This window comes from Bacillus kwashiorkori (assembly GCF_001375515.1).
Lineage (GTDB): Bacteria > Bacillota > Bacilli > Bacillales > Caldibacillaceae > Bacillus_BK > Bacillus_BK kwashiorkori.
This window is the reverse complement of record NZ_CTDX01000013.1, coordinates 103,302-125,858: the sequence shown is the minus strand read 5'-3', so window position 1 is coordinate 125,858 and position 22,557 is coordinate 103,302. Positions and strand designations below refer to the sequence as shown.

Annotated in this window: 21 protein-coding genes; 12 read left to right on the top strand and 9 right to left on the bottom strand. The window is 34.0% G+C overall.

The features are described 5' to 3' along the window. Positions 1-50: 50 nt before the first annotated feature. A complete protein-coding gene (locus BN1242_RS04815; RefSeq protein WP_062352118.1) occupies positions 51-2,957 on the top strand; it encodes an EAL domain-containing protein in 2,907 nt (968 codons plus the stop codon). A gap of 21 nt (positions 2,958-2,978) precedes the next feature. Here the strand turns inward: BN1242_RS04815 and BN1242_RS04810 are convergent, their stop codons facing one another. Next, entirely contained in the window at positions 2,979-3,554 is a 576-nt protein-coding gene (locus BN1242_RS04810) for a DUF2777 family protein (RefSeq protein ID WP_062352115.1), read from the bottom strand. A gap of 124 nt (positions 3,555-3,678) precedes the next feature. Then, the gene (locus BN1242_RS04805; protein WP_062352112.1) at positions 3,679-5,454 is read right to left on the bottom strand and encodes a glycoside hydrolase family 13 protein; all 1,776 of its coding nucleotides are present in this window, start codon (positions 5,452-5,454) and stop codon (positions 3,679-3,681) included. Positions 5,455-5,703: 249 nt separating this feature from the next. On the opposite strand from BN1242_RS04805, the gene BN1242_RS04800 reads away from it, so the two are divergent. From BN1242_RS04800 to BN1242_RS04775, 6 genes are all read left to right on the top strand, one after another. Then, on the top strand, positions 5,704-6,987 hold the full coding sequence (locus tag BN1242_RS04800; protein ID WP_062352110.1) for a sugar ABC transporter substrate-binding protein: 1,284 nt from the start codon (positions 5,704-5,706) through the stop codon (positions 6,985-6,987). 64 nt (positions 6,988-7,051) lie between these two features. After that, the gene (locus tag BN1242_RS04795) at positions 7,052-8,371 is read left to right on the top strand and encodes a carbohydrate ABC transporter permease (protein ID WP_062352108.1); all 1,320 of its coding nucleotides are present in this window, start codon (positions 7,052-7,054) and stop codon (positions 8,369-8,371) included. Next, on the top strand, positions 8,371-9,213 hold the full coding sequence (locus BN1242_RS04790) for a sugar ABC transporter permease (RefSeq protein WP_062352106.1): 843 nt from the start codon (positions 8,371-8,373) through the stop codon (positions 9,211-9,213). The genes BN1242_RS04795 and BN1242_RS04790 overlap by 1 nt, the downstream gene beginning before the upstream one ends. 36 nt (positions 9,214-9,249) lie before the next feature. Beyond that, positions 9,250-10,785 carry an alpha-amylase family glycosyl hydrolase gene (locus BN1242_RS04785; RefSeq protein ID WP_062352103.1) on the top strand — a complete coding sequence of 512 codons (1,536 nt, stop codon included), beginning with the start codon at positions 9,250-9,252 and terminating at the stop codon, positions 10,783-10,785. Between the two features lie 403 nt (positions 10,786-11,188). Next, positions 11,189-13,462: a glycoside hydrolase family 65 protein gene (locus BN1242_RS04780; protein WP_062352100.1), complete on the top strand. Its 2,274-nt coding sequence runs from the start codon at positions 11,189-11,191 to the stop codon at positions 13,460-13,462. A gap of 190 nt (positions 13,463-13,652) precedes the next feature. Then, positions 13,653-14,684, top strand: a complete 1,032-nt coding sequence (locus BN1242_RS04775; protein ID WP_062352097.1) for a LacI family DNA-binding transcriptional regulator — start codon at positions 13,653-13,655, stop codon at positions 14,682-14,684. A gap of 62 nt (positions 14,685-14,746) precedes the next feature. On the opposite strand, the gene BN1242_RS04770 is transcribed toward BN1242_RS04775, so the two are convergent. From BN1242_RS04770 to BN1242_RS04765, 3 genes are all read right to left on the bottom strand, one after another. Then, positions 14,747-15,238, bottom strand: a complete 492-nt coding sequence (locus tag BN1242_RS04770) for a YajQ family cyclic di-GMP-binding protein (protein WP_062352094.1) — start codon at positions 15,236-15,238, stop codon at positions 14,747-14,749. A 163-nt stretch (positions 15,239-15,401) separates the two neighbouring features. Further along, entirely contained in the window at positions 15,402-15,533 is a 132-nt protein-coding gene (locus BN1242_RS13115) for a DUF3941 domain-containing protein (protein WP_072136168.1), read from the bottom strand. 92 nt (positions 15,534-15,625) lie between these two features. Then, positions 15,626-16,489 (bottom strand): DegV family protein, encoded by an 864-nt coding sequence (locus BN1242_RS04765; RefSeq protein WP_062352091.1) that lies wholly within the window; start codon positions 16,487-16,489, stop codon positions 15,626-15,628. 180 nt (positions 16,490-16,669) lie between these two features. Here BN1242_RS04765 and BN1242_RS04760 point away from each other — a divergent pair, with 180 nt between their 5' ends. Beyond that, positions 16,670-17,515: a YitT family protein gene (locus tag BN1242_RS04760; RefSeq protein ID WP_062352538.1), complete on the top strand. Its 846-nt coding sequence runs from the start codon at positions 16,670-16,672 to the stop codon at positions 17,513-17,515. A 44-nt stretch (positions 17,516-17,559) separates the two neighbouring features. Here the strand turns inward: BN1242_RS04760 and BN1242_RS13520 are convergent, their stop codons facing one another. From BN1242_RS13520 to BN1242_RS04755, 3 genes are all read right to left on the bottom strand, one after another. Further along, positions 17,560-17,736, bottom strand: coding sequence for a DUF3813 family protein (locus BN1242_RS13520; protein WP_106384819.1), 177 nt, complete (start codon positions 17,734-17,736; stop codon positions 17,560-17,562). After that, positions 17,736-17,891, bottom strand: a complete 156-nt coding sequence (locus BN1242_RS13700; RefSeq protein ID WP_203226040.1) for a hypothetical protein — start codon at positions 17,889-17,891, stop codon at positions 17,736-17,738. The genes BN1242_RS13520 and BN1242_RS13700 overlap by 1 nt, the downstream gene beginning before the upstream one ends. A gap of 169 nt (positions 17,892-18,060) precedes the next feature. Continuing rightward, a complete protein-coding gene (locus BN1242_RS04755) occupies positions 18,061-18,867 on the bottom strand; it encodes a Cof-type HAD-IIB family hydrolase (RefSeq protein ID WP_062352088.1) in 807 nt (268 codons plus the stop codon). 238 nt (positions 18,868-19,105) lie between these two features. Between BN1242_RS04755 and yjfP the strand changes: the two genes are divergently transcribed. Together yjfP and BN1242_RS04745 are read left to right on the top strand one after the other, a co-directional pair. Continuing rightward, positions 19,106-19,861: an esterase gene (yjfP, locus tag BN1242_RS04750; RefSeq protein ID WP_062352085.1), complete on the top strand. Its 756-nt coding sequence runs from the start codon at positions 19,106-19,108 to the stop codon at positions 19,859-19,861. A gap of 202 nt (positions 19,862-20,063) precedes the next feature. After that, complete coding sequence (locus BN1242_RS04745) at positions 20,064-20,375, top strand: metal-sulfur cluster assembly factor (RefSeq protein ID WP_062352082.1); 312 nt, start codon at positions 20,064-20,066, stop codon at positions 20,373-20,375. A 127-nt stretch (positions 20,376-20,502) separates the two neighbouring features. Here the strand turns inward: BN1242_RS04745 and BN1242_RS04740 are convergent, their stop codons facing one another. Then, complete coding sequence (locus tag BN1242_RS04740; RefSeq protein ID WP_062352079.1) at positions 20,503-20,682, bottom strand: YjzD family protein; 180 nt, start codon at positions 20,680-20,682, stop codon at positions 20,503-20,505. Positions 20,683-20,898: 216 nt separating this feature from the next. On the opposite strand from BN1242_RS04740, the gene BN1242_RS04735 reads away from it, so the two are divergent. Then, entirely contained in the window at positions 20,899-21,615 is a 717-nt protein-coding gene (locus tag BN1242_RS04735) for a hypothetical protein (protein WP_062352076.1), read from the top strand. A 58-nt stretch (positions 21,616-21,673) separates the two neighbouring features. Continuing rightward, positions 21,674-22,444, top strand: coding sequence for a hypothetical protein (locus BN1242_RS04730; protein ID WP_062352073.1), 771 nt, complete (start codon positions 21,674-21,676; stop codon positions 22,442-22,444). The last annotated feature ends 113 nt before the right edge of the window (positions 22,445-22,557 follow it).

Below are 22,557 nucleotides of genomic sequence, written 5' to 3'. Positions count from 1 at the left end.
ATAATTTAATTATATCTGAGGGTTTTGATTGTGGAAGCAGGTGGACAGAATTGATAACGACACAAAGTTGCGAGTATAAAAATGAGAAACAGTTATTATCATTTTTAAAGGAAAATCAATTTGAAAATAGTGATAAAACATTCATTCAAGTATTCGTATGTAATAGACAAGTAAAGGAAATAAATTCAATCCAAGCAATTTTTCGCGAATTTTTACCTAATGCCCAATTACTAGGCTGCACAACTTCTGAATTATGGATTGATGGGGAAATTGAAACCGACAAGATTAATATTACAATTATTCAGTTTGAACATACTAAGGTTAAAACGAAATTATTTACAAATAAGGGATCAAGAACAAATATTAGTACTTCTATGAAGAAAGAATTAAATGGATCCGATTTAAAAACTATTATTACATATACATCCAATAGATTATTAAATATAAGTAATGTTTTTGAACCATTGCTCACTGGGAATAAAGATTTAGTTATTACCGGTGGAACGAGCACATTAAACGATAAAGCGCTTATTTTTACGATGGATGAGATGAGCGATGATGGAATTGGAGTTTGTGCATTATATAATGAAAGACTGATAGTTTCATCAGTTGCCAATACAGACTGGCAATCAATTAGTCGTCCGTACAAAATAACAGCAGCAGCACATTCAAGAGTAGTTTCAATTAATTTTCAAAACCCAAAGACCTTTCTAAAAGAATATTTTTCCACGACTTTTATCGAAGAGCTACCATATTCAAGTTTGGAATTTCCATTTTTAGTAGAGGAAAATGGAGTACTAAGAAGTTATTATATAAAAAAAATAAATGATGATGGGACAATTGAGTTAAATAATCCTGTTAAAGAAGGCTTTCCTTTCACGATTGGCTATATAGATTTAGAAAAAAAACGAGAAACTAGTAACCAACTAGTTGAAAACTTGTTACAAAATAAGTATGAACTCATTTTTTCATTTCAAAATAAGTTGGGCTTCGAATTATTACCGTTGACTACTGTTGAAGAAATGACGAATTTACAAAAATTTGGCTCTGTAACTGGATTTATTTCTCAAAGTGAATTGGTATTAGATACAGATCGTTCTGTTCAATATCAACATTTATCATCAACTTTATTACTAATTTCGGAAACAGCTACAAAACAGCCAGTAATAGATAAACAATATATAAATAGCTTAACTAATGAATTTACTTCGAGACTATATTTAACGAGCTTAGCGAAAAAGACTGCAGGCGAACTGTACGAGTTGTCACAAACATTATCGTATTCTGCTAACTATTATAAATCCTTGTTCAAAAACAATGCAGATATTGTATTTTCTACCGATATGTACGGAAGGATTTCCAGCATTAATAAAAAATTTACCGAGACATTTGGAATTGAGGAACAAGAGATAATTGGTGAATACGGAATGCGTTACTTGAAGACGGAAGATCAATTACGTGTAAAAAGGTACTTTTTGCAAACAATTCGAGGTAAAGAAATAGAATATGAGCTACAATTGCCGAACAAAAATGGAGAAATCCAGTTTTTTCGACTTAAAAATATTCCAATAATCATTAACGAAAGTATTATCGGTATTTTTTGTACAGCTCATAATATAACGAAAAGTAAAAAGTTTGAAGAACGGATATTACAACTTGCATATTATGATTCTGATACTGGTTTGCCGAATCGTGCAAAAATGACAGAGTTAATTAATGATGCGTTAAATAAAGCGATGGAAGTTCACGGGAAATTGGCTGTTATGTTTATCGATATTAATCGTTTTAAGAATATTAATGATAGTTTCGGTCACCATGTTGGAGATCAAGTGCTAAAACAGTTAGCTCAACAAATGACTACTATTTTACCTGAATGGGTAACATTAGGAAAGTTCGGCGGTGATAAATTCACCTTACTAATTACGAAAAATACAGATGTAAAAGTAATTACACAGTTAAGTAATGAGATTATGAAAGTGGCATCGAAACCGTTTATTATCAATGATCAAGAAATTGTTTTATCAGTAAGTTTGGGAATTAGTTTTTATCCAGAAGACGGAAACAACGCAGATACGTTATTAAAATACGCCGATACTGCGGTGAACCGAGCTAAAAAATTTGGCGGAAATAAACTAGTATTCTTCTCCAATGAGATGAATGATCAAATTAAGTACCGGTTAGAATTGGAAAGTTATTTACGTAAAGCAGTGAAAAAAAATGAGTTATTTTTAAATTACCAACCGCTCGTATGCCTTAAGACGGGGCAAATTATTGGAAGTGAGGCACTCGTTCGGTGGAATCATCCGAAGCTTGGGATTATTCCACCGATGGATTTTATACCATTAGCTGAGGAAACAGGACTCATATTCGATATCGGTAAGTGGGTATTAATGGAAGCATGTGCTCAAAACCAAATGTGGATTGATAGTGGATTAGGTAATTTAAGTATTTCTGTTAATGTTTCGGCACAACAATTTCAACACCCTGCTTTTTTACAACAGGTAAAAGAAGCGCTTCAATTTTCAGGTTTGTCGCCGAATAATTTGCAACTGGAACTGACGGAAACGGGCATGTTGAATAATATTAACAACACGATTAAGATTATGCAAGAGTTGCGAGATTTAGGAGTTAAAGTGTCTATTGATGATTTTGGTACGGGATATTCATCATTAAGCTACTTGAAAAACTTACCAATTGACTCTCTGAAAATTGACCGAACATTTATAAATAATTTAAATGAAGAGAAGACAGTCGATCGCTCCATAGTGGAAGCAATCATTACAATGGGCAGTGGTTTGGCAGTGAAAACAGTTGCAGAAGGTGTAGAGACGAAGGAACAATGGCAGGAATTACAAAAATTAAGTTGTGATTATGCACAAGGTTATTTTATTGAAAAACCAATCGATAAGATGTCTTTTACTAATATTTTAGTTCAAAATCCCCTAGTTTTTGCTTAATTCTAGGGGATTTTTCATGTGTTAATGTTCATGTTTATGATCTCGTTGTAATTGCTGGACAATTGCTCGCTTTCCATTATTTAATGTAAATTCAAAGCGATCCTCCCTAGTTTTATCATAATTGAAATGGTGGTGCACAGAACAAATTGCCTCCCCGTTATCTAAAATAAAGAAATTGACACCTTTTGCTTTCTTAAACACTGAAAAATGAAGGTGGTTATAACAGTAGAGAATATCAAAAATCGAAAATTGGAGGTCATTTAGTTTTCGGATAAATAAAAAAAACGAATCATCTGTTAAATCCTGTAACAGTATTTCAAAAGAAAATAATATATTTTTTTTAATTCTTATGCTATCTTTTTCCTTTAGTTTGTATTGTACGTGTTTATTTTCTATGATGAAATTTTCTGTTAGCACTCCTTTTTTCCACTGATTCATCCGTAAAACGAGGACTTCTCGGTAGAGAAAATTTTCCAAAGGAAATGCTTCTTCTGACTCACTATCAAAAAATACCCATTCGTTATTAATGAAGTCTATCGTACCTTCACAATAAGCCCTTTGTTGCTGATTCAAAAGTTGTAGTCGTTCTTTTTTCATCGTTGCCTCCAAAACAAAACAGTTATATAGCATCAGTTTTAGACAAGAAATCCTTATTTTATACTAGACGAAAAAAATGGCTAAACCAGCAGGTAAAAGCACCTTTGGCTTAGCCAATAATAGTTTATTTCGTTTTGTTAACTAAGAGAAATTGAAAGTCATGCGGTTCGACGGAAGTGGTAATGGTATGTTCAAATGCTGATTCCTTCCCATTCCATAGGTTTGTATAAGCTTTGTTCACGTTTTCACTTTCAATTGGAATCGTGATGTCTATATTTTTGTTCGAGTTATTCATCACAATATATAGAATTTCATTATCGGTTTCTTTCGCAATAACAACATGATTTGTTTCATCATTTGCTTCAAGAAAGCGCATTTCTGCCTCGCTACCAAACACTGCATATGTTTTCCTCAACGAGATTAGTTTTTTCACATCATCTCTTAACGATTGGTTTTGTTTTTCAGGATTCCATTCCATACATTTACGACAACCAGGATCTTGCTCACCAGTCATACCAATTTCGTCCCCATAATAAATACAAGGTGTTCCGATAAAACTTAATTGGAATGCAAACATTAAGCGAATTTTCCCTTCATGGAAATGGGCAATATTTTGGATTCGTGGTGTATCATGACTTCCTAATAAGTTGAAGGCAACTTCATTTACATTCCGTGGGTAAGAGCAAAGTACGTGTTGAATCATTTCAGAGAATTCCTTTGCTTTTAACGTATCCTTTGCAAAAAATTCTAATGTCCCATATGTGAACGGATAGTTCATCACGGCATCAAATTCATCGCCTTGCAGCCAAGGCATCGAATCATGCCAAATTTCACCTAAAATATATACATCTTTTTTAACGGAATGGACAGCCTTTCTAAACTCACGCCAAAACTCGTGATCAACTTCATTGGCGACATCTAATCTCCAGCCGTCAATATCGAATTCCCTTACCCAATAACGTCCAACTTCCAATAAATATTCTTTTACTTCTGCATTTTCTGTGTTCAATTTGGGCATATTAGGTGTAAAGGCAAATGTATCATAATTTGGCAGTGGCTCTGTTTGCAGTGGGAATTCGCGAATGTGGAACCAATCTTTATATTTTGAGTTGGCCCCATTTTTTAAAACATCCTGGAATTGTGGGAAATAGTATCCACTATGGTTAAAAACTGCATCTAGCATGACACGAATTCCACGTTTATGACATTCATTTACTAATTTTTTAAACGTTTCTTTGTCACCAAATTGGGGATCAATTTCAAAGTAATCAATCGTGTCATATTTATGATTGGAATATGCTTTGAAAATAGGTGTAAAGTAAAGTCCATTTATCCCTAAATCAACTAAATAATCGAGATGTTCGATAACACCTTCAAAATCACCGCCAAAAAAGTTTGTTGGTGTTGGCATGGAACTACCCCAAGGCAAGGTGTTTTCTGGGTCATTTTCCTTATTGCCATTTGCAAAGCGTTCAGGGAAAATTTGATACCAAACAGTGTTTTTTACCCATTGTGGAGCTTCGAAAATATCAGCGGGATTTAAATACGGAAAACAGAAATAATATGCAGTATCATCTAAAGGTGCATTAGTAAAGAAACCTTTTTCCGTATAAACAATTGTTTCATTGCCATCCGATAATTCAAATCCGTAACGCAGTCTTCTGAACGCTGGTTTAACTGCTAAAAACCAATAATCAAATAAATTATCCGATCCGCTTTTCTTCATTAATTCTTTTTTAGTGATCCACGTTTTATTTTCAAACTCATATGGATCACCATAAATTAATTTCACACTTTCGATATCATCTTTTTTCGTGCGAATGGTAATGTGCATTGTTTCTCTATCATAGCCGTACGCAAATTCATTCTTCGGTCGATGATAGATTGCTTCTTTAAACATAAGAGAACCTCCTTATAACAATCGTTTGCACAAGTTGTACAAACCCATCTTAAATGCAAACGTTATCTTTGTCAATTATTTGTAAAATTTAAGCATAAAAAAAGTAGTTGCATTTTGGAAATATGATGTTTATAATAATAAGTGAAAGGTGCAACCGTTTTCACCAACGCTTTTCAAAATAGATAATAGAAGATTAATAGACAAGTTGGTGCAACCGTTTGTACAAAAAATAAAAAGGAGTGAATTATTTTGAAAAAAGTATTCTCATTATTTATGGTTTTACTTTTATTAGTCGGCATTGTAGCTGGCTGTGGCGCACCTAAACGTGACGAGGGGTCAAGCGATAAAGGTACTGGTACTGATGATGGTGCTAAATCTGAAGAAGTTGCAAAACCGGACAAGCTTTTAGTTTGGGTTAACAACGAAGACAAACAAAAGAAACCTTTAAGAGAAATCTTTGATGCTTATGAAGAGGAAACAGGTATCAAAATTGAAATGGTCGGCGTTAATATGTTAGACCAAATTCAATCACTCGCTCTTGATGGTCCAGTTGGAAAAGGTCCAGACGTATTTTTCCAACCACATGACAGAATTGGTGATATCGTACTTCAAGGTCTTGCAGATCCTATTGATTTAGGTGACTCAGCAAAAGACTACTCAGAAACAGCAATTTCCGCTGTAACATATGATGGTGAAATTTACGGTGTACCATTAGTAACAGAAACATACGGTTTATTTTATAACAAAGATTACGTAAGTGAAGCACCAAAAACATTTGAAGAACTACAAAAAATTGCAGATGAAAAAACAGATGCTAGTAAAGAACAATTTGGATTTGCAATGGAAGCAGCTAACCTTTACTTCGTATGGCCATTCTTTGCAAATAACGGAGCATATGTTTTCAAAAACACTAACGGTACTTATGATGTAAACGATATCGGTTTAGCAAATGAAGGTGCTAAAAAAGCCGGTGAAGTCGTGAAAAACTGGTTTGATAAAGGACAAATTCCAGTAGGTATTACTGCTGATACATTAAATGGTTTATTCCAAGATGGAAAAGTAGCTGTAGTTCTTAACGGACCATGGATGATTCCTGGATATAAAGAAGCATTAGGCGACAAACTAGGAATTGCAAAATTACCAGAAATTAACGGCGAAGGAGCAAAATCTTTCGTTGGGGTTAAATCTTGGATGTTATCTGCTTACTCTGATAACCAATATTGGGCAACAGACTTCATGAAATTTGTAACAAATAAAGATAACTCATTGAAATATTTCAAAGAAGCTGGGGAAATGCCTGCTAACCAAGCAGCTTTAACTGACCCAACAGTAACAGGTGATCCTAACATTGGACCATTTGCAGATCAAATTCAATATGGTGAACCAATGCCAAGTGTTCCTGAGATGCAACAAGTTTGGGATCCATTTAACAAAGCACTAGAATTACTTTCTAAAGGTGAAGATACTGGCGTATTAGACGAAGCTGTAAAACAAATTAAAGATAATATTGCAGCTGCTGGTGGCGGTCAGTAATAAATCTTTGTAGTGGATAGGATGAATAATCCTATCCACTGCATTTCGTATAGGAGGATTGAAGATGGCAAAAGATATAAATAATACAGCCGCTAATAGTAATAATTCAGCACGAAAAAAGCATAACCCGAAACTTGCAATGATTCTTTCCATTCTCTTCGCAGGTCTTGGTCAAATATATAACCGCAGATATGGAAAGGGGTTAATTCTAATTATATTAGAATCAGCTTTCCTTATCACACTTCTTGAATATGTGAGCACAGGATTTTGGGGTATTCGAACTCTTGGTGAAATTCCACGTGTCGATCATTCTATTTTATTACTCATTCAAGGTTTAATTTCATTAATCCTAGTCGCATTCGCAGTTACGATATATGTAATTAATATTCGCGATGCATATAAAGAGGCTAATGAAATCCTTGACGGAAAACGTCGTCCAAAACTTCGTGAAGCAATTCGACATGCTTGGGATACAGGATTTCCATACGTGTTTATTACTCCTGGTTTTATCATGTTAATATTTGTAGTTTTACTACCAATCATGTTCATGATTTCCCTTGCTTTCACAAACTACAACTTATATAATTCCCCACCTAGAAAATTATTAGATTGGGTAGGTTTTGATAATTTTATTAACTTAGTGAAAATTGATATTTGGTCAGATACATTTTTCAGTGTATTAGCATGGACTTTAGTTTGGACTTTTGTAGCTACGACGCTACAGGTAGCTTTAGGATTATTTTTAGCGTTACTAGTGAACGACCCAAGAATTAAAGGGAAAAAGATTATCCGAACCATTTTAATTTTACCTTGGGCAGTCCCTGCTTTTGTTACTATTTTAATATTTGCTGCAATGTTCAATGATTCATTTGGTGCAATAAATAAAGATATTTTAATCCCGCTATTTGGCACGAAAATTCCGTGGTTAACTGACCCAACTTACACACGGTTGGCGTTAATTATGATTCAAACATGGCTAGGATTCCCGTTTGTTTTTGCACTATTTACTGGTGTTTTACAAAGTATTTCAAAAGACTGGTATGAGGCAGCAGATGTCGATGGTGGTACCCGTTGGCAAAAATTCCGTTTTATTACGTTACCGCACGTATTATATGCAACTGCACCTTTGTTAATTATGCAATATACAGGTAACTTTAATAACTTCAATATTATATACTTATTTAATGAAGGTGGACCAGCTGTTCGTGGGCAAAATGCTGGTGGAACAGATATTTTGATTTCATGGGTATATAAATTAACCTTTGATACTAATAACTATAATATGGCAGCAGCCATTTCCTTACTCATTGGATTATTTGTTATCACTGTCGCCTTCTTCCAATTTCGACGGACACGTTCCTTTAAAGAGGAGGGGAATATTTAATGTCAATCAAAACAAAATCAAGAATCGAAGTTACATTAATATATCTATTTATAGCTTTTATGGCGGTAATTATTTTTTATCCACTATTGTGGACGATTGGAATATCGCTCAATCCTGGGACAAGTTTATATTCAGGTTCGATGATTCCAGAAAACTGGACGCTAGAACATTATAAATGGTTATTTACAAGTCCTGATAGTGATTATCTATTATGGTATAAAAACAGTTTAATTGTTGCGAGTGTTAACTCTATTGGTTCCGTATTTATAACAGCTTTAATCGCCTACTCATTTTCTAGATATCGATTTGTAGGTCGTAAATTTGGTTTATATTCATTCTTGTTATTACAAATGTTCCCATCCTTAATGTCGATGGTTGCACTATATATTTTCTTAAATACTATTGGTTTATTAGATACGCTTGGCGGATTAATGCTAGTGTATATCGGTGGACAAATTCCATTTAATGCATGGCTTGTTAAAGGATATTTCGATACAATTCCACGTGAACTAGACGAAGCTGCACGTATTGATGGTGCTGGACATTTAGGTGTATTCTTTAAAATTGTCTTACCACTTGCTAAACCAATTTTAGCAGTTGTTGCTTTATTTAACTTTATGGCACCATTTACAGACTTCTTACTACCTAGAATATTGTTGCGTGACCCGGAAAAATACACGTTAGCATTAGGTTTATTCAACTTTATTAACAACCAATTTGCGAACAATTTCACTAGATTCGCTGCTGGTTCGATATTAATTGCTTTACCAATTGCTTTAGTCTTCTTATTCCTACAACGTTACTTAATTACAGGATTGACTGCAGGGGGTACAAAAGGGTAAAGTAATGGCGTAAAGAAAAGGGGGAAGCGGAAGAAAATGAAAAAAATTATTGTTGCATTTGTTTTAGTTCCGTTTCTTCTTTTTTACGCCCCTCATGCAGGTGCCACTGAAAAAGAAGAACGTAGTTGGGAAGATGAAACCATTTACTTTTTACTCGTAGATCGTTTTAATAATGGTGACATTAACAATGATTTCGAAGTAGACACACAAGATCCGTTAGCATACCATGGCGGGGATTTTCAAGGAGTAATTAAAAAACTGGATTACTTAAAAAGTATGGGTTTTACCGCTATATGGTTAGCACCCATTTTTGATAACTCTGCTAAAGGATACCATGGTTACTGGATTACTGATTTTTATAATACAGAAGAGCATTTTGGTACTATAGAAGAGTTTAAGACTTTAGTGGCAGAAGCTCATAAACGAGATATGAAAATTATTTTAGATTTTGTTGTCAATCACACTTCGCCTGAACACCCATGGGTCCATGATCCTGAAAAACAAGACTGGTTTCATGAACCGAAAGAAATTATTAACTGGAGTAATCAAGAGCAGTTAGAGAACGGCTGGATCTATGGACTACCAGACTTAGCTCAGGAAAATCCGGAAGTGAAGGAGTATCTAATTAATGTTGCCAAGTGGTGGATTACCGAAACCGATATAGACGGTTATCGTCTTGATACTGTGAAACATGTACCGGTGGATTTCTGGGAAGACTTTGTCAATGAAGTAAAGTCTGTTAAAGATGATTTTTATTTACTTGGTGAGGTGCTTGACAGTAACCCGGACTACTTGAACCGTTATGCAAAGACTGGTATTGACGGTTTCGTAGACTATCCATTATTTGATCGAATGCGCTCAGCTTTTGCTAGTCCGGATCAATCATTGTCAATGATATTTAGTACTCTAGAATCGAACGAAACAATTTACGAACGTCCACATTTAATGGGACAATTTATTGATAACCATGATAAACCACGCTTTACGTTTGACATTGTCAAAAATAAGCAACAGCCTAAAAAAAGATGGGAACTAGCTTTAACATTTATGTACACGACGCCGGGAATTCCTATCGTTTATTACGGTTCTGAAATTGCTTTAAATGGGGCGAATGATCCAGATAATCGCCGTCTAATGGAGTTTCGAGCAGACCCGGTTCTCATTGAATACATTGAGCAAATTGGAAGTATCCGCAATAAATATGCCCCGTTAAGAAGAGGCAATCTAACTGTATTGTATGAGAGCGGTGGAATGGCAATATATAAACGGACATATAATGATGAAACGGTAGTAATTGCATTAAATAATACAACGAAACAACAAGATATTAAATTGGAAGAAAAGGAAATCGGTATAAATCAAGAATTAAAAGGTTTATTACAAAATGATTTAATTCGTGAAAAAGATGGACAATATCATTTTGTCATTAGTCCTGAAACGAGTGAAATTTACTTGTTGAAAAATAAAAGTGGTTTAAATATTGCATATATTGTAGTACTTAGCTCGATAATTATTCTTTTTCCTTTACTCGTTTATATTATGTATCGAAGAGGAAAGCGAAAAATTAGTTAACCTTAATCTTCAATCCTATACGTAGCGTACTTATTGATTGAAATGAGTTATATGGCGTACAAATGAACCGTATAACATATAACTCATTTATTTTTTTCAACAAATGCGCAACCGATTTCCTAATCTTTCGTTTAACTATCTGCTCAATATCGGAATTTTTATTTTAAACATAGTAATTATTAAGTATAATCACTGTGCAAATAAACATTTTTTTTGCATTAACTTCGTTAGGAAATTGAATAGGATAAACAATATTTTTAAACATAACCACCAATGAAACCGATTTTTCGCCATGGTGAATGAAAATAGCTGTATTTTCAGGGTAGCCTATGCATTAAAGAAACGCAAAAATTTTTATAAATTGTGGAAATGGATTTTTTACTACATGTTGGGAGGCAGACTGATGGCATACAATCGATTATTTGACATTGATCCTTGGAAAATTAAAACAACGGCGCTAACGAAAGAACATAAGCGACTTCAAGAAAGTTTAACTAGCATTGGTAATGGATATATGGGAATGCGTGGGAATTTTGAAGAAGGTTATGGTGGAGACCATCATCAAGGAATTTACTTAGCGGGTGTTTGGTTTCCAGATAAGACTAGGGTTGGTTGGTGGAAAAACGGTTATCCAGAATACTTTGGTAAAGTAATTAATACGGTAAATTTTATCAAAATGAATGTTCTAATTGACAATGAGCCAATAGACCTTTACAAAGATACGGTTTCTAATTTCTCATTAGAATTAGATATGAAAGAAGGAATATTAAAACGCTCATTTATCGTTGAAAAAAATAATAAGAAGTTTCAGTTGAACTTTGAACGTTTCGTCAGCCTAGATGTAAAAGAGCTATGTGCGATTAAATTAACGATTACAAGTTTAGACGGTAAGGCAAATATTCAAGTCTATTCAGCGTTAGATGGTAACGTGACAAATGAAGATGCCAACTATGATGAAATGTTTTGGCTACCAATTACATCCGAGCGGAACAAACTAGTAGTGGAAACGAAACCAAATCCATTTGGTGTTGAGCAATTTACTGTCGCAACAGCGATGCAAAATAAAGCAGAGAATTTAGCGCACGCCCACTTTCATGTAGAAGAAATGGAAGTTGTAGAAGTGTTAACAGGTACTATTGATAATGGAGAAACTGCAACAATTGAAAAACAAATTATTGTAACGACTACACGTGATTATGACAAAGCTGAAGTATTAGTTGGTGCAGAAACCATTTTAGCAAAAACAAAAGATATTTCCTTCCACCAATTAGCTGAAGCCCATAAAGCATTATGGGAAAAACGTTGGGAAATTGCCGATGTAACTATTGGTGGGGATGAAGCAGCTCAACAAGGAATTCGATTTAACTTATTCCAACTATTCTCTACTTACTATGGAGAAGACGAAAGATTAAACATTGGACCAAAAGGTTTTACAGGTGAAAAATATGGTGGAGCAACATATTGGGATACAGAAGCTTATGCGGTGCCATTATATTTAGCATTAACAGATCCTTCCGTTACGAAAAACTTATTATTATATCGCCACAATCAACTGGACGGGGCATTTATTAATGCACAAAAACAAGGGCTAAAAGGCGCTCTTTATCCGATGGTTACCTTTACAGGTATCGAATGTCATAATGAGTGGGAAATTACCTTTGAAGAAATTCACCGGAATGGTGCAATCGCTTATGCTATTTATAATTATACTAATTATACTGGTGACAAGACCTACTTATTAGAAAAAGGGATTGATGTACTAGTAAACATTAGCCGTTTTTGGGCTGATCGTGTCCATTATCAAAAGGAAAAAAATGTTTATATGATTCACGGGGTTACAGGACCAAATGAATACGAAAATAACGTGAATAATAACTGGTACACTAACTACATTGCCCGTTGGACATTGCAATATACTTTAGCTAATTTGGCTGACGTTGCTAATGAAAAAATAACGGAACTAAATATTAATGAAGAAGAAAAAGCAAAATGGACAGATATTGTTGAAAAAATGTATTTACCTTATGATGAAGAACGGGGCATTTTTGTTCAACATGATACATTTTTAGATAAAGATTTAAAACCAGTGTCTGATTTAGCGCCTAGCGATCTTCCTTTAAATCAAAACTGGTCTTGGGACCGTATTTTGCGCTCTTGTTTTATTAAGCAAGCAGATGTCCTACAAGGAATTTATTTCTTTGGCAATCATTTTACAATAGAAGAAAAAGAAAGAAACTTTAACTTCTATGAGCCAATGACTGTACATGAATCCAGTCTTTCTCCAAGCGTCCACGCCATTATTGCAGCAGAATTAAGAAAGCTTGATAAGGCTGTGGAGCTTTATGCACGTACAGCACGACTTGACTTAGATAATTATAATAATGATACGGAAGATGGACTGCATATCACGTCAATGACAGGCAGTTGGCTAACGATTGTTCAAGGTTTTGCTGGAATGCGGACGTTTGATGAAACATTATCATTTGCACCAATTATTCCAGAAAACTGGACAAATTATAGCTTCCACATCAACTATCGTGGTCGCTTAATGAAAGTGTTTGTAACTGGTGAAACAACGACAATTACCCTTGTTAAAGGTACAGCTTTAACGATGAAAGTGTATAATGAAGACATTACATTAGTAGATGCCTATACTTGTAAAACAAAACTAATGTAAAGGATGCTAATATTACCACAAAATATGAAAGACAATTCGTGTCAGAAGGCGTTATAATATAGTAGGTCCTAAATGAAATGAATGAAAATGGCGAGGCTTTTCTCCGTGGTTTCTCAATTTACCACGAATAGTCTCGCCTAAAGCAAAAAATCTGAACGCCCAATGCAGATTTAAAGGGGAGATAGTTAAAATGGCGGTTACGATTAAAGATGTAGCTAAGGCGGCTAATGTAGCACCATCCACTGTTTCACGTGTCATCGCTGATAGCCCAAGAATAAGTGAAAATACGAAACGAAAAGTTAGAACAATAATGGAAGAATTAGGTTATCATCCTAATTTTATTGCTCGGAGCTTAGCAAGCCAATCCACCCAGACATTAGGGATTGTTTTCCCAAATTCTGGAAATATATCGTTCCAAAACCCCTTTTTCTCAGAGGTATTGCGCGGCATCAGTGAAGGTGTTAATGACAAGCATTATACGTTGCAATTAACAAGCGGAAAAACAGAAGATGAAATATATAATGACGTCGTAAATATGGTACAGGGACGACGAGTTGACGGTATTATTCTTTTGTATTCAAAAAAGGATGATAAGGTAGTAGACTACTTAAGACAGAAAAAATTCCCATTTGTTTTAATCGGAAAACCTTATGAAGATCAAGAACAAATTACCCATGTCGACAATGATAATATTAGTGCAGGTAGAGATGGCACGAAATATTTACTAGGACTTGGTCATGAACGAATCGGATTTATTGGCGGTAATAAAAACCTAATGGTGACGGCCGATCGTTTGGCAGGTTATAAAAAAGCTTTAATAGAAAATCAAATTCCGATAAAAGAAGAATATATAACACATGATGAATTTTTGCTTGAAGGTGGACAACAAGCGATCAAAGAGTTAATGCATTTAAGTCAACCCCCAACTGCTTTACTTGTAACGGACGAATTAATGGCCTTAGGAGTTTTGAAAACGGTTCACGCCCTCGGTTATAATGTACCGGACAACTTATCAATTATTAGTTTTAATAATGCTCTATTTGCAGAGTTAGCAACCCCACCGCTCACTTCCATTGATATTAATATTTTTGATTTAGGAATGGAAGCGGTAAAAAACTTAATTTTAAAGCTAGAAAACCCGAAAGAACCGATAAAACGAATAATTATTCCGCATTCAATTATCGTCCGTAAATCATGTGAAAGAGGGTCTCATAATTACTAGACAAATAGAATTAATGAAAAGGCACTGAAAACTCATCAGTGCCTCTATTTATGTATTCACGATTATCGATAGTTCACGAATTGAACTTCAATAGGTAAATCAGCATCTCGAATGGCAGAGATTATATTTTGTAAGTCATCGCGACTTTTCCCTGTAACACGAATTTGATCATCTTGAATTTGGCTTTTTACTTTTAATCCTGTATTTTTAATAATGGTATTAATCTTTTTTGCATTTTCCTTATCAATTCCTTGGACAAGTTTGCCCCGTTGTCGCACGGTTCCGCCAAATGCAGATTCCAATTTGCCGTATTGAATGTTTTTTGTTGGTACTTGTCTTTTAATGAGCTTACCAATGAGTACATCTTTTAGTTGTCCCATTTTAAATTCGTCATCCGATATAAGCACAATTTCTTCCCCGTCTAAAGAGATCTCACTTTTACTTCCTTTAAAATCATAGCGGTTTTGAATTTCTTTTAAAGCCATATTGATAGCATTTGTAACTTCGGATAAATCTACCTTTGAAACAATATCAAAAGAGCTTTCTTTTGCCATATATATTCCTCCGATCGTAATCATTAAATATTATTATAGTAAATTTTAAAAGTTAGTACAACCTATTGCAAAAAAGGGCTGCCCGAATAAGGAGAGCCAGGCAATTTAGTAGAAGAGAAATTTTCTCTAGTAGAGCCAGGCAAGTTCGGACAGCCCTAACATATTATAGGTGATCGGTTTTTTTCGAATATTGATGTTTTCCGGCTTGGCGATTCTTCTCCCGGAGCTCATTCTTTTTTTCGCGACGTGCTTGGTTATCAACCGGTTTTTTATTATCATCGGCTGTACGTGACATAATATAATCCCTCCGCATCACTACCTTATTTTATCAAGGTTATTATTCGCGAAAAAACCTGTCTTATTCGTGTTTTATCATTCAAGTTAGTGTTAGCTAAGCTTTTTATTTAAAAAGAATATAGCGAGTGTTCCAGGCCCTGAATGGGAGCCGATAGCGGAACCAATCATATTAATATAAAAGTTCTTAGAACCAAATTTTTCCGAAATCATTTGCTTAACCATTAATGCTGTTTCTTCGTCATCACCATGACTAATTCCGATAAGCTGATTAGTCAGATCATCTCCACGTTCTTCCATAATTTCTAGTATGCGGCTAAATAATTTTTTCCGACCACGATGTTTTTCAAGTGGAATTAACTTTCCATCCTCTACATTTAATAGTGGTTTAATATTTAATAATCCCCCGACAAAGGCAGATGCTCGTGAAACCCGGCCACCGCGTCGTAAATATTCCAAATCCTCTACTGTAAATAAATGTTCCATATGTTGACAATGAAGGTTAACTTTTTCTACAATTTCTTCTTTCTTAGTACCGGACTTCGCAAGTTGGGCAGCATAAATGACTACAAGGCCGTGTCCAAGAGAAGCACATTTACTATCAATAATCGTTAAGTCGAATTCTGGATAATCTTCTAATACTTGTTCTTTAATCATACATGCTGTTTGATATGTACCAGATAGTTCAGATGAAAATGCTATATAAACACTCGGTTGTTTTTTTTCAGCAAGTTGTGTAAATATTTCTTTCATTTGATTTGGAGACGCTTGCGATGTTTTCGGTGACTTTCCTTCTCGCATGGCATCATACACTTTTTTCGGATGAATTGTAACTAAATCTTCATATTCTTCTTCATCTAGATGCACTCTTAAAGGAATTAATATTATATTATTTTCTTGGTAGAAAGATAATGGGAGGTCACAGCCGCTGTCAGTTAAAATTTTAACATTAGACAACTAAATCACCACTTTCAAATAATTTATCTTAAGTTTAACCTTTCTTTATTATTTAGACAATCATTAATTGTTCATATTGTTGTAAAAAATGGAGTGAATTTTCAGTTGGAACAGAATTCTTTTCAAAAAATAACAAATACTAATTACACTGCACGAATTCAATTAAATGGAGGACTACAAGTGCTCTCATTAGAATTAAGAAAAGCTTTAGTAGTTACTATTGGCGCTTTTATTTATTCAGTAGGAGTTAATTTTTTCATGATTCCAGCAAACGTATACGCAGGAGGATTTTCTGGGATTTCTCAATTGTTGTCAAGAGTATTATATGAGTACTTAGGATTACGTATTTCAATGGGAACATTTTTATTATTACTAAATATTCCTGTAACGATTTTAGCATGGAAAAAAATAGGAAAATCATTTACGTTATACAGTTTTTTGAGTGTAGTTTTAACGTCTGTTTTTTTACATTTTGTACCAATTTATCCATTATCCGATGATATTTTATTAAATGCAGTTTTTGGTGGACTAATTACTGGCACAGGGGTTGGTTTTACATTAAAATGGGGTGCCTCAACAGGCGGAATGGATATTATTGCTGCCATTTTATCAAAAATAAAAGATGAGCCATTCGGTAAATATACATTAATGTTAAATGGGGTAATTGTTGCTTTAGCTGGTATCCTATTCGGATGGGAAAAAGCACTTTATACATTAGTTACGCTTTATACCACTTCCCGAATAATCGATATGATTCATACTCGCTCACAAAAGTTGACGGCAATGATTATTACAAAAAGAACGAAATTAATGAAGGCGGAAATTATTAAACGACTAGGTAGAGGGATAACGATTGTTCCGGCACGGGGAGCATTTACAGATGATTATCGGGAAATGTTAATTACGGTTATTACCCGGTATGAGTTGTTTGAATTAAAACGAATTATTCATGAAATAGATCCAGAGGCGTTCACGAATATTATTCACACGGAAGGAATTTATGGCCGTTTTAGAAGAGATGATTAAATAAAAAAAGGGGAGCTCGTTAACGGTCTCCCCTAAATTTTTTTTCAGTTACTTTGAATGTCTGTGTCTATTCCTAAATCATTTAGTTCTTCTTCGTATTGTTGTACGAAATTTTGTTCAGCAAGAGTAGCATTTGGAAAGGCAGCAGATATGGCGTTTTTTACTTGCTCAATATCTTCGGTTGTAACTTGTTTTTCCACTTCTCGCTGCTTATTTTCCATTACTCAATCCCGCCTAAAGATGAGTCGTGAATATTACTCATTTTTCTAGCTTCGGCTTCTGCATACGTAAAACGGTAAGGGAATTTTTCAGCATGTTTCGTAACAGCATCCACACCTTGTTTAACAAAACGTTTAGATTTGCTACTTCTACCCATTGCTGTTCCCCCCTAATAGAAATTGAACGACTGAATCGTTCCTTTATAGAATGCTCGATTCTCAAAGAAAAAATCTTGATAATCCAAACTTTTTTAATAAAAGATATGGATTATTTAATAGAAATTGCCATAGTTATTTTTAACAAGCTTTAACGAAAAATGATTTAGGTTATAGCAGAAATTTTTCTAAGTAAACGGCAACACCGTCTTCTTCATTCGTAAGTGTTGTATCTTTCGCAACTTCTTTAACTAAATGAATACCATTCCCCATTGCCACACCGTATTTTGCATATTGCAACATCTCTAAGTCATTATCTTCATCACCGAAAGCGATAATCCGATCTTGTGGAATTTGGTAGTAATCGGCTACCTTTTGGACTCCGACTGCTTTATTAATACCATGTTTGACAATTTCAATGACATTCCAAGGAACTCCCCAGCTTCGATGTTCCACCACGTCTGTGTGCACATCGGATAAGTAGTCACGAATTGCTTTCATTCGACCATTATCTGCATGGATTAACATACTAGTTGGATTGTCTTTTAACGAAAGACGGATATCCCCAGTGGAAATATTTGGATTTCCGATACTAAAAATATCGATTAATTGTTCATCATGATTTTGAATATATATATCATCAATTACTTCAGCAATGATATTTTTCACTTCAAACTGTGAGCAAGTGTCGACAATATCTTTTACGACAGACACATTGAGTGGTTCGTGGAATCTTCCCCAATCCGGTTGTTGTGGATGATGAACAAAAGCACCGTTAAAATTAACGATTGGGCTCGATAATTGTAATTCTTTATAATACATCGCACTGGAACGGTACGGTCTTCCAGTGGAAATCATTACGACATGACCATCTTGCTGTATTTGTTTCAGCACTTTTTTCGTTTTTGTTGAAATAGTTTTATCATCTTTTAATAATGTTCCATCAAGGTCAAGTGCAATTAAGTAACGATCTTTCATTTGTATCCCCCCAAATAGTACTTTTTTCCAAGCAAATAAATGACAAACATGTTAAACTAATGTAGAATTAATTATTTTCTAGTTTAAAGTAATAAAAAAATATTACAATCAATATGCCCTGAATGGCTTACTCAGGCTTTAAAAGACATATTGGTACTAAGTCTGTATTATTAATAATTCATTGTACATGATTTTATGGGTTCTGGAAATATTTTTTTAGTAAATAGGGGGACTTGGTATGATTGTTATTGAAAAGAAGAAAATTAACGATATTCCGTTATTAGAAATTGCGTGTAATGACAAATTACAAACCGCTTTGCCTACCGTCTTTTTTTTGCATGGTTTTACTAGTGCAAAAGAACACAATCTGCATTATGCATATTTATTGGCAGAAAAAGGTTTTCGAGTTATTTTACCAGAAGCAATGTATCATGGTGAAAGAAATTCCGAGCTTTCCCAAACAGATTTAGCTATTCATTTTTGGAATATTGTTGTTCAATTTATCCATGATTTAGAAACAATAAAAACTAACTATGAGGAAAAAAAATTATTAATAAGCGGAAAAATAGGTGTTGCAGGTACGTCTATGGGAGGGATTACGACCTTAGGTGCATTAACACAATTTGACTGGATTAATGCCGCAGTTTGCTTAATGGGAAGTCCTTCTTATCTGGAATTTGCAAACGAGTTAATAAAACAAGTGCAAAGACAAGGAATTTCCTTACCATACACAGAAGAGCATTTGAAAGAGCAAGTAGCTAGCTTACGTAAATACGACTTAACTATTCAACAAGAGAAACTAGCTAACCGTCCGTTGCTATTTTGGCATGGAAAAAAAGATTCAGTCGTACCTTTTCATTATGCATATGATTTTTATGAACAGGCGAAAGATAACTATACTGTTCAATTTATTGTTGATGCTCATGCAGACCATAAAGTTACACGGGAAGCGCTATTAGCTACGGTTGATTGGTTTCAAAAGTATTTGAAGTAATTACTTGCAAGGTGGCCCTGCATCTGTTAATAGAAATAAAATCAATCAAGGAAATGCCATAAAAGAGGTACCACAAATTTCTCCAATTAACAAGTACAAATTCAACATTGTGATTAGCATATTTAACACGATAAAAATAGTATTAAGTTCATTTTTTTAATATAGTTTGGTATGATAGTAATACGAAAAGGAGGTTTGAAAAATGGATCAAGCGTTAAAAGATAATTTGATGGGTGCTTTAGAGCAAGTGATTGACCCTGAATTAGGGATTGATATCGTTAATTTAGGTTTAGTATATGATGTTGATTTAACAGAAGAAGGAAAAGCAATCGTCACGATGACGTTAACAACGATGGGTTGCCCATTAGCAGGTGTAATTTCTGATCAAGTAAGAATGGCATTATCTGATATTCCAGAAGTGAAGGATACAGAAGTTAATATCGTATGGAACCCACCTTGGAGCAAAGATCGGATGAGCCGTTACGCAAAAATTGCACTAGGTATTTCAGGGTAATCCATATCCTTTATATAAACTTAGCTAAAATTTAAGGTCAGTTTCCCATGTAAAAACGATAGTGCTACCGTGCACTAAAGTTATCTAACATTAAGGGGAACTGACCTTTTTCCCATTTATAAAAGCTTTAAAGTGATTCTTCTTCTTTTGGCATTGCCACAGGAAGTAAAGAAACGCCAATAAACATGCCGACGGCGATTAGATTTCCTAATTGAAAATCATAAGGAGCTCCACTCATTGATCCTACTACATATGTAATCATATGGGATAGTGCGAATGCCCAAAATAAAGTCCATAAATACTTCATTATTTCACCCTCTTGTTTTATCTCCGTATAAAAAAATAATATCATAATTATTAATAATAGCAAGAAAAAGCTGTTCTAAATAAAATTTATTTCATAAAAATAGGCTAGTGTATTAGAAGTTTGTGTTTCATTTGAATACATTATAATAGCATAGACTGCATGCAGAATGAAACACGGTTTCGCAAAAAACGTTCGTAATAAAAAAGGGGAATTTATATGGATTACCGAACATTTAAATTAAATAACGAATTATGCATAATCCACTACCCTAAGAAGCCAAATGGATTTGGAATTTTAGTTATAGGAAATGATTATGATTATGTTGATGAGAAGCAAACATCTTGGACAAAAAATAAAACACGCTATCAAATTCTCCAAAAATTTTTGCAAGCTGGTTATACCGTATTTTATTCGAATCTTGGTGGAAAACATTACGGAAATGAATTTGCAGTGGAACTAACAATGGACTTGTATGAATATGTGAAACGAGTAGAAATTTTAAATAACAAAATTCATCTTTTTGCAGAAGACGAAGGAGCAATAATTGCTAACAAATTTATTAACGAAAAACGAGAAGTTGTCCGATCTGTTTTATTTTTAAATCCAATCTTTACATTATCTATACTGTTTGAAGAATTAGCAGATCAACCATTTTCCTACAGGAAATTTTTAAAAGAGGTCGGTAGTGCCTATAATCAGAATGAAGAAGAATGTGAAAAATTTACCAAAAATCATTTTATTAATTTTCAGCCATTGGCACTACCTTACAAAATTATTCATATATTAAAGTATGGTTTAAATGACCGTAGCCGAATTCACTATTACAAAATGATTGGTAAAGACATTCCATTACACGTTATCTTACCAGAAAAACAAATGGACATTGCGACTCAAGCCATATATTTTTTTCAAAAGTATGAAGTCCCTTTATAATTTTCCAGCATCACCTGGCAGTGTAAGGGGATAAACAAAAAATAAGGATGATATGAATATGAAAGAATTTTTTATCCTCAATCCTTTTCAATTCCTTTCATATGAAATTACGAGGCAATTGTTAGAGACAGGTCATTCTGTCCATTACCAAAATACAATAGAACCATTTGAAATAGAAAAAGAATTAATGATTGGTAGAAATAGTAATTTCCAGCAACATACTAAATTTGCTAAAGAATTGTTAGAGAAAGAAAATCTCCATATTATTTTACCGGTGTATGATTTATTGTTTCGCAAAGGGCAATTCAATTGTTTTGATTACAGCAATACAATAAATTTTTGTCAAAGCAAAAGTAAGCAACCATTAACGATTATTGCCCCATTCTCAAAGTATGCCCAAGTGATCGCTGAACAAGAGAAATTGCAGAAATTGACATGTAGACTACAAATGATTTTTGTACCAACATTATATGGAAAATACCAACCAGAAAACTCATTATTTTTTGAAGCAATAAAAAACCACTCACTAAGAGATAGTGAGCTCTTCAATACACCTGATTTTCACCAAGATACACTTCACATTACTGAGGCCGTATCGGAAATAATTCAGATTATGAATAACAATAACACTGGGATTTTTTTGTTGAAAAATATGGATAAGGATCGACTTCATCACTGCTTATTTACTATAATTGGCAGGACCGTTTCCCTCCCTGCCATGAATGCTACATTTATTGGAGAATTAAAAGACGTAAAAGATACAGGTGATTACTTATCTATAATTGAAGAATTAAGTCAAGACATACGTAGTGGTCAAATTGTCAGATAAAATAAATATCTATTATCTAATTGAAATATATTTTTTTTTGCGTTAAAATTAGTACCAAGTCATAGTATTTGATTATAAAAAATCTGTCGGAATTTCTGCCCTTTGTGAGGATA

Bases quoted from the DNA above. Each gene is read 5' to 3' on its own strand.
- BN1242_RS04740 (WP_062352079.1), bottom strand. From the start codon at position 20,682: ATGAAGTATTTATGGACTTTATTTTGGGCATTCGCACTATCCCATATG.
- BN1242_RS04795 (WP_062352108.1), top strand. From the start codon at position 7,052: ATGGCAAAAGATATAAATAATACAGCCGCTAATAGTAATAATTCAGCA.
- BN1242_RS04810 (WP_062352115.1), bottom strand. From the start codon at position 3,554: ATGAAAAAAGAACGACTACAACTTTTGAATCAGCAACAAAGGGCTTAT.
- BN1242_RS13520 (WP_106384819.1), bottom strand. From the start codon at position 17,736: ATGGAAAATAAGCAGCGAGAAGTGGAAAAACAAGTTACAACCGAAGAT.
- BN1242_RS04755 (WP_062352088.1), bottom strand. From the start codon at position 18,867: ATGAAAGATCGTTACTTAATTGCACTTGACCTTGATGGAACATTATTA.
- BN1242_RS13115 (WP_072136168.1), bottom strand. From the start codon at position 15,533: ATGTCACGTACAGCCGATGATAATAAAAAACCGGTTGATAACCAAGCA.
- BN1242_RS04730 (WP_062352073.1), top strand. From the start codon at position 21,674: ATGAAAGAATTTTTTATCCTCAATCCTTTTCAATTCCTTTCATATGAA.
- BN1242_RS04805 (WP_062352112.1), bottom strand. From the start codon at position 5,454: ATGTTTAAAGAAGCAATCTATCATCGACCGAAGAATGAATTTGCGTAC.
- BN1242_RS04735 (WP_062352076.1), top strand. From the start codon at position 20,899: ATGGATTACCGAACATTTAAATTAAATAACGAATTATGCATAATCCAC.
- BN1242_RS04785 (WP_062352103.1), top strand. From the start codon at position 9,250: ATGAAAAAAATTATTGTTGCATTTGTTTTAGTTCCGTTTCTTCTTTTT.
- BN1242_RS04790 (WP_062352106.1), top strand. From the start codon at position 8,371: ATGTCAATCAAAACAAAATCAAGAATCGAAGTTACATTAATATATCTA.
- BN1242_RS04745 (WP_062352082.1), top strand. From the start codon at position 20,064: ATGGATCAAGCGTTAAAAGATAATTTGATGGGTGCTTTAGAGCAAGTG.
- BN1242_RS04780 (WP_062352100.1), top strand. From the start codon at position 11,189: ATGGCATACAATCGATTATTTGACATTGATCCTTGGAAAATTAAAACA.
- BN1242_RS04770 (WP_062352094.1), bottom strand. From the start codon at position 15,238: ATGGCAAAAGAAAGCTCTTTTGATATTGTTTCAAAGGTAGATTTATCC.
- BN1242_RS04775 (WP_062352097.1), top strand. From the start codon at position 13,653: ATGGCGGTTACGATTAAAGATGTAGCTAAGGCGGCTAATGTAGCACCA.
- BN1242_RS13700 (WP_203226040.1), bottom strand. From the start codon at position 17,891: ATGGGTAGAAGTAGCAAATCTAAACGTTTTGTTAAACAAGGTGTGGAT.
- yjfP (WP_062352085.1), top strand. From the start codon at position 19,106: ATGATTGTTATTGAAAAGAAGAAAATTAACGATATTCCGTTATTAGAA.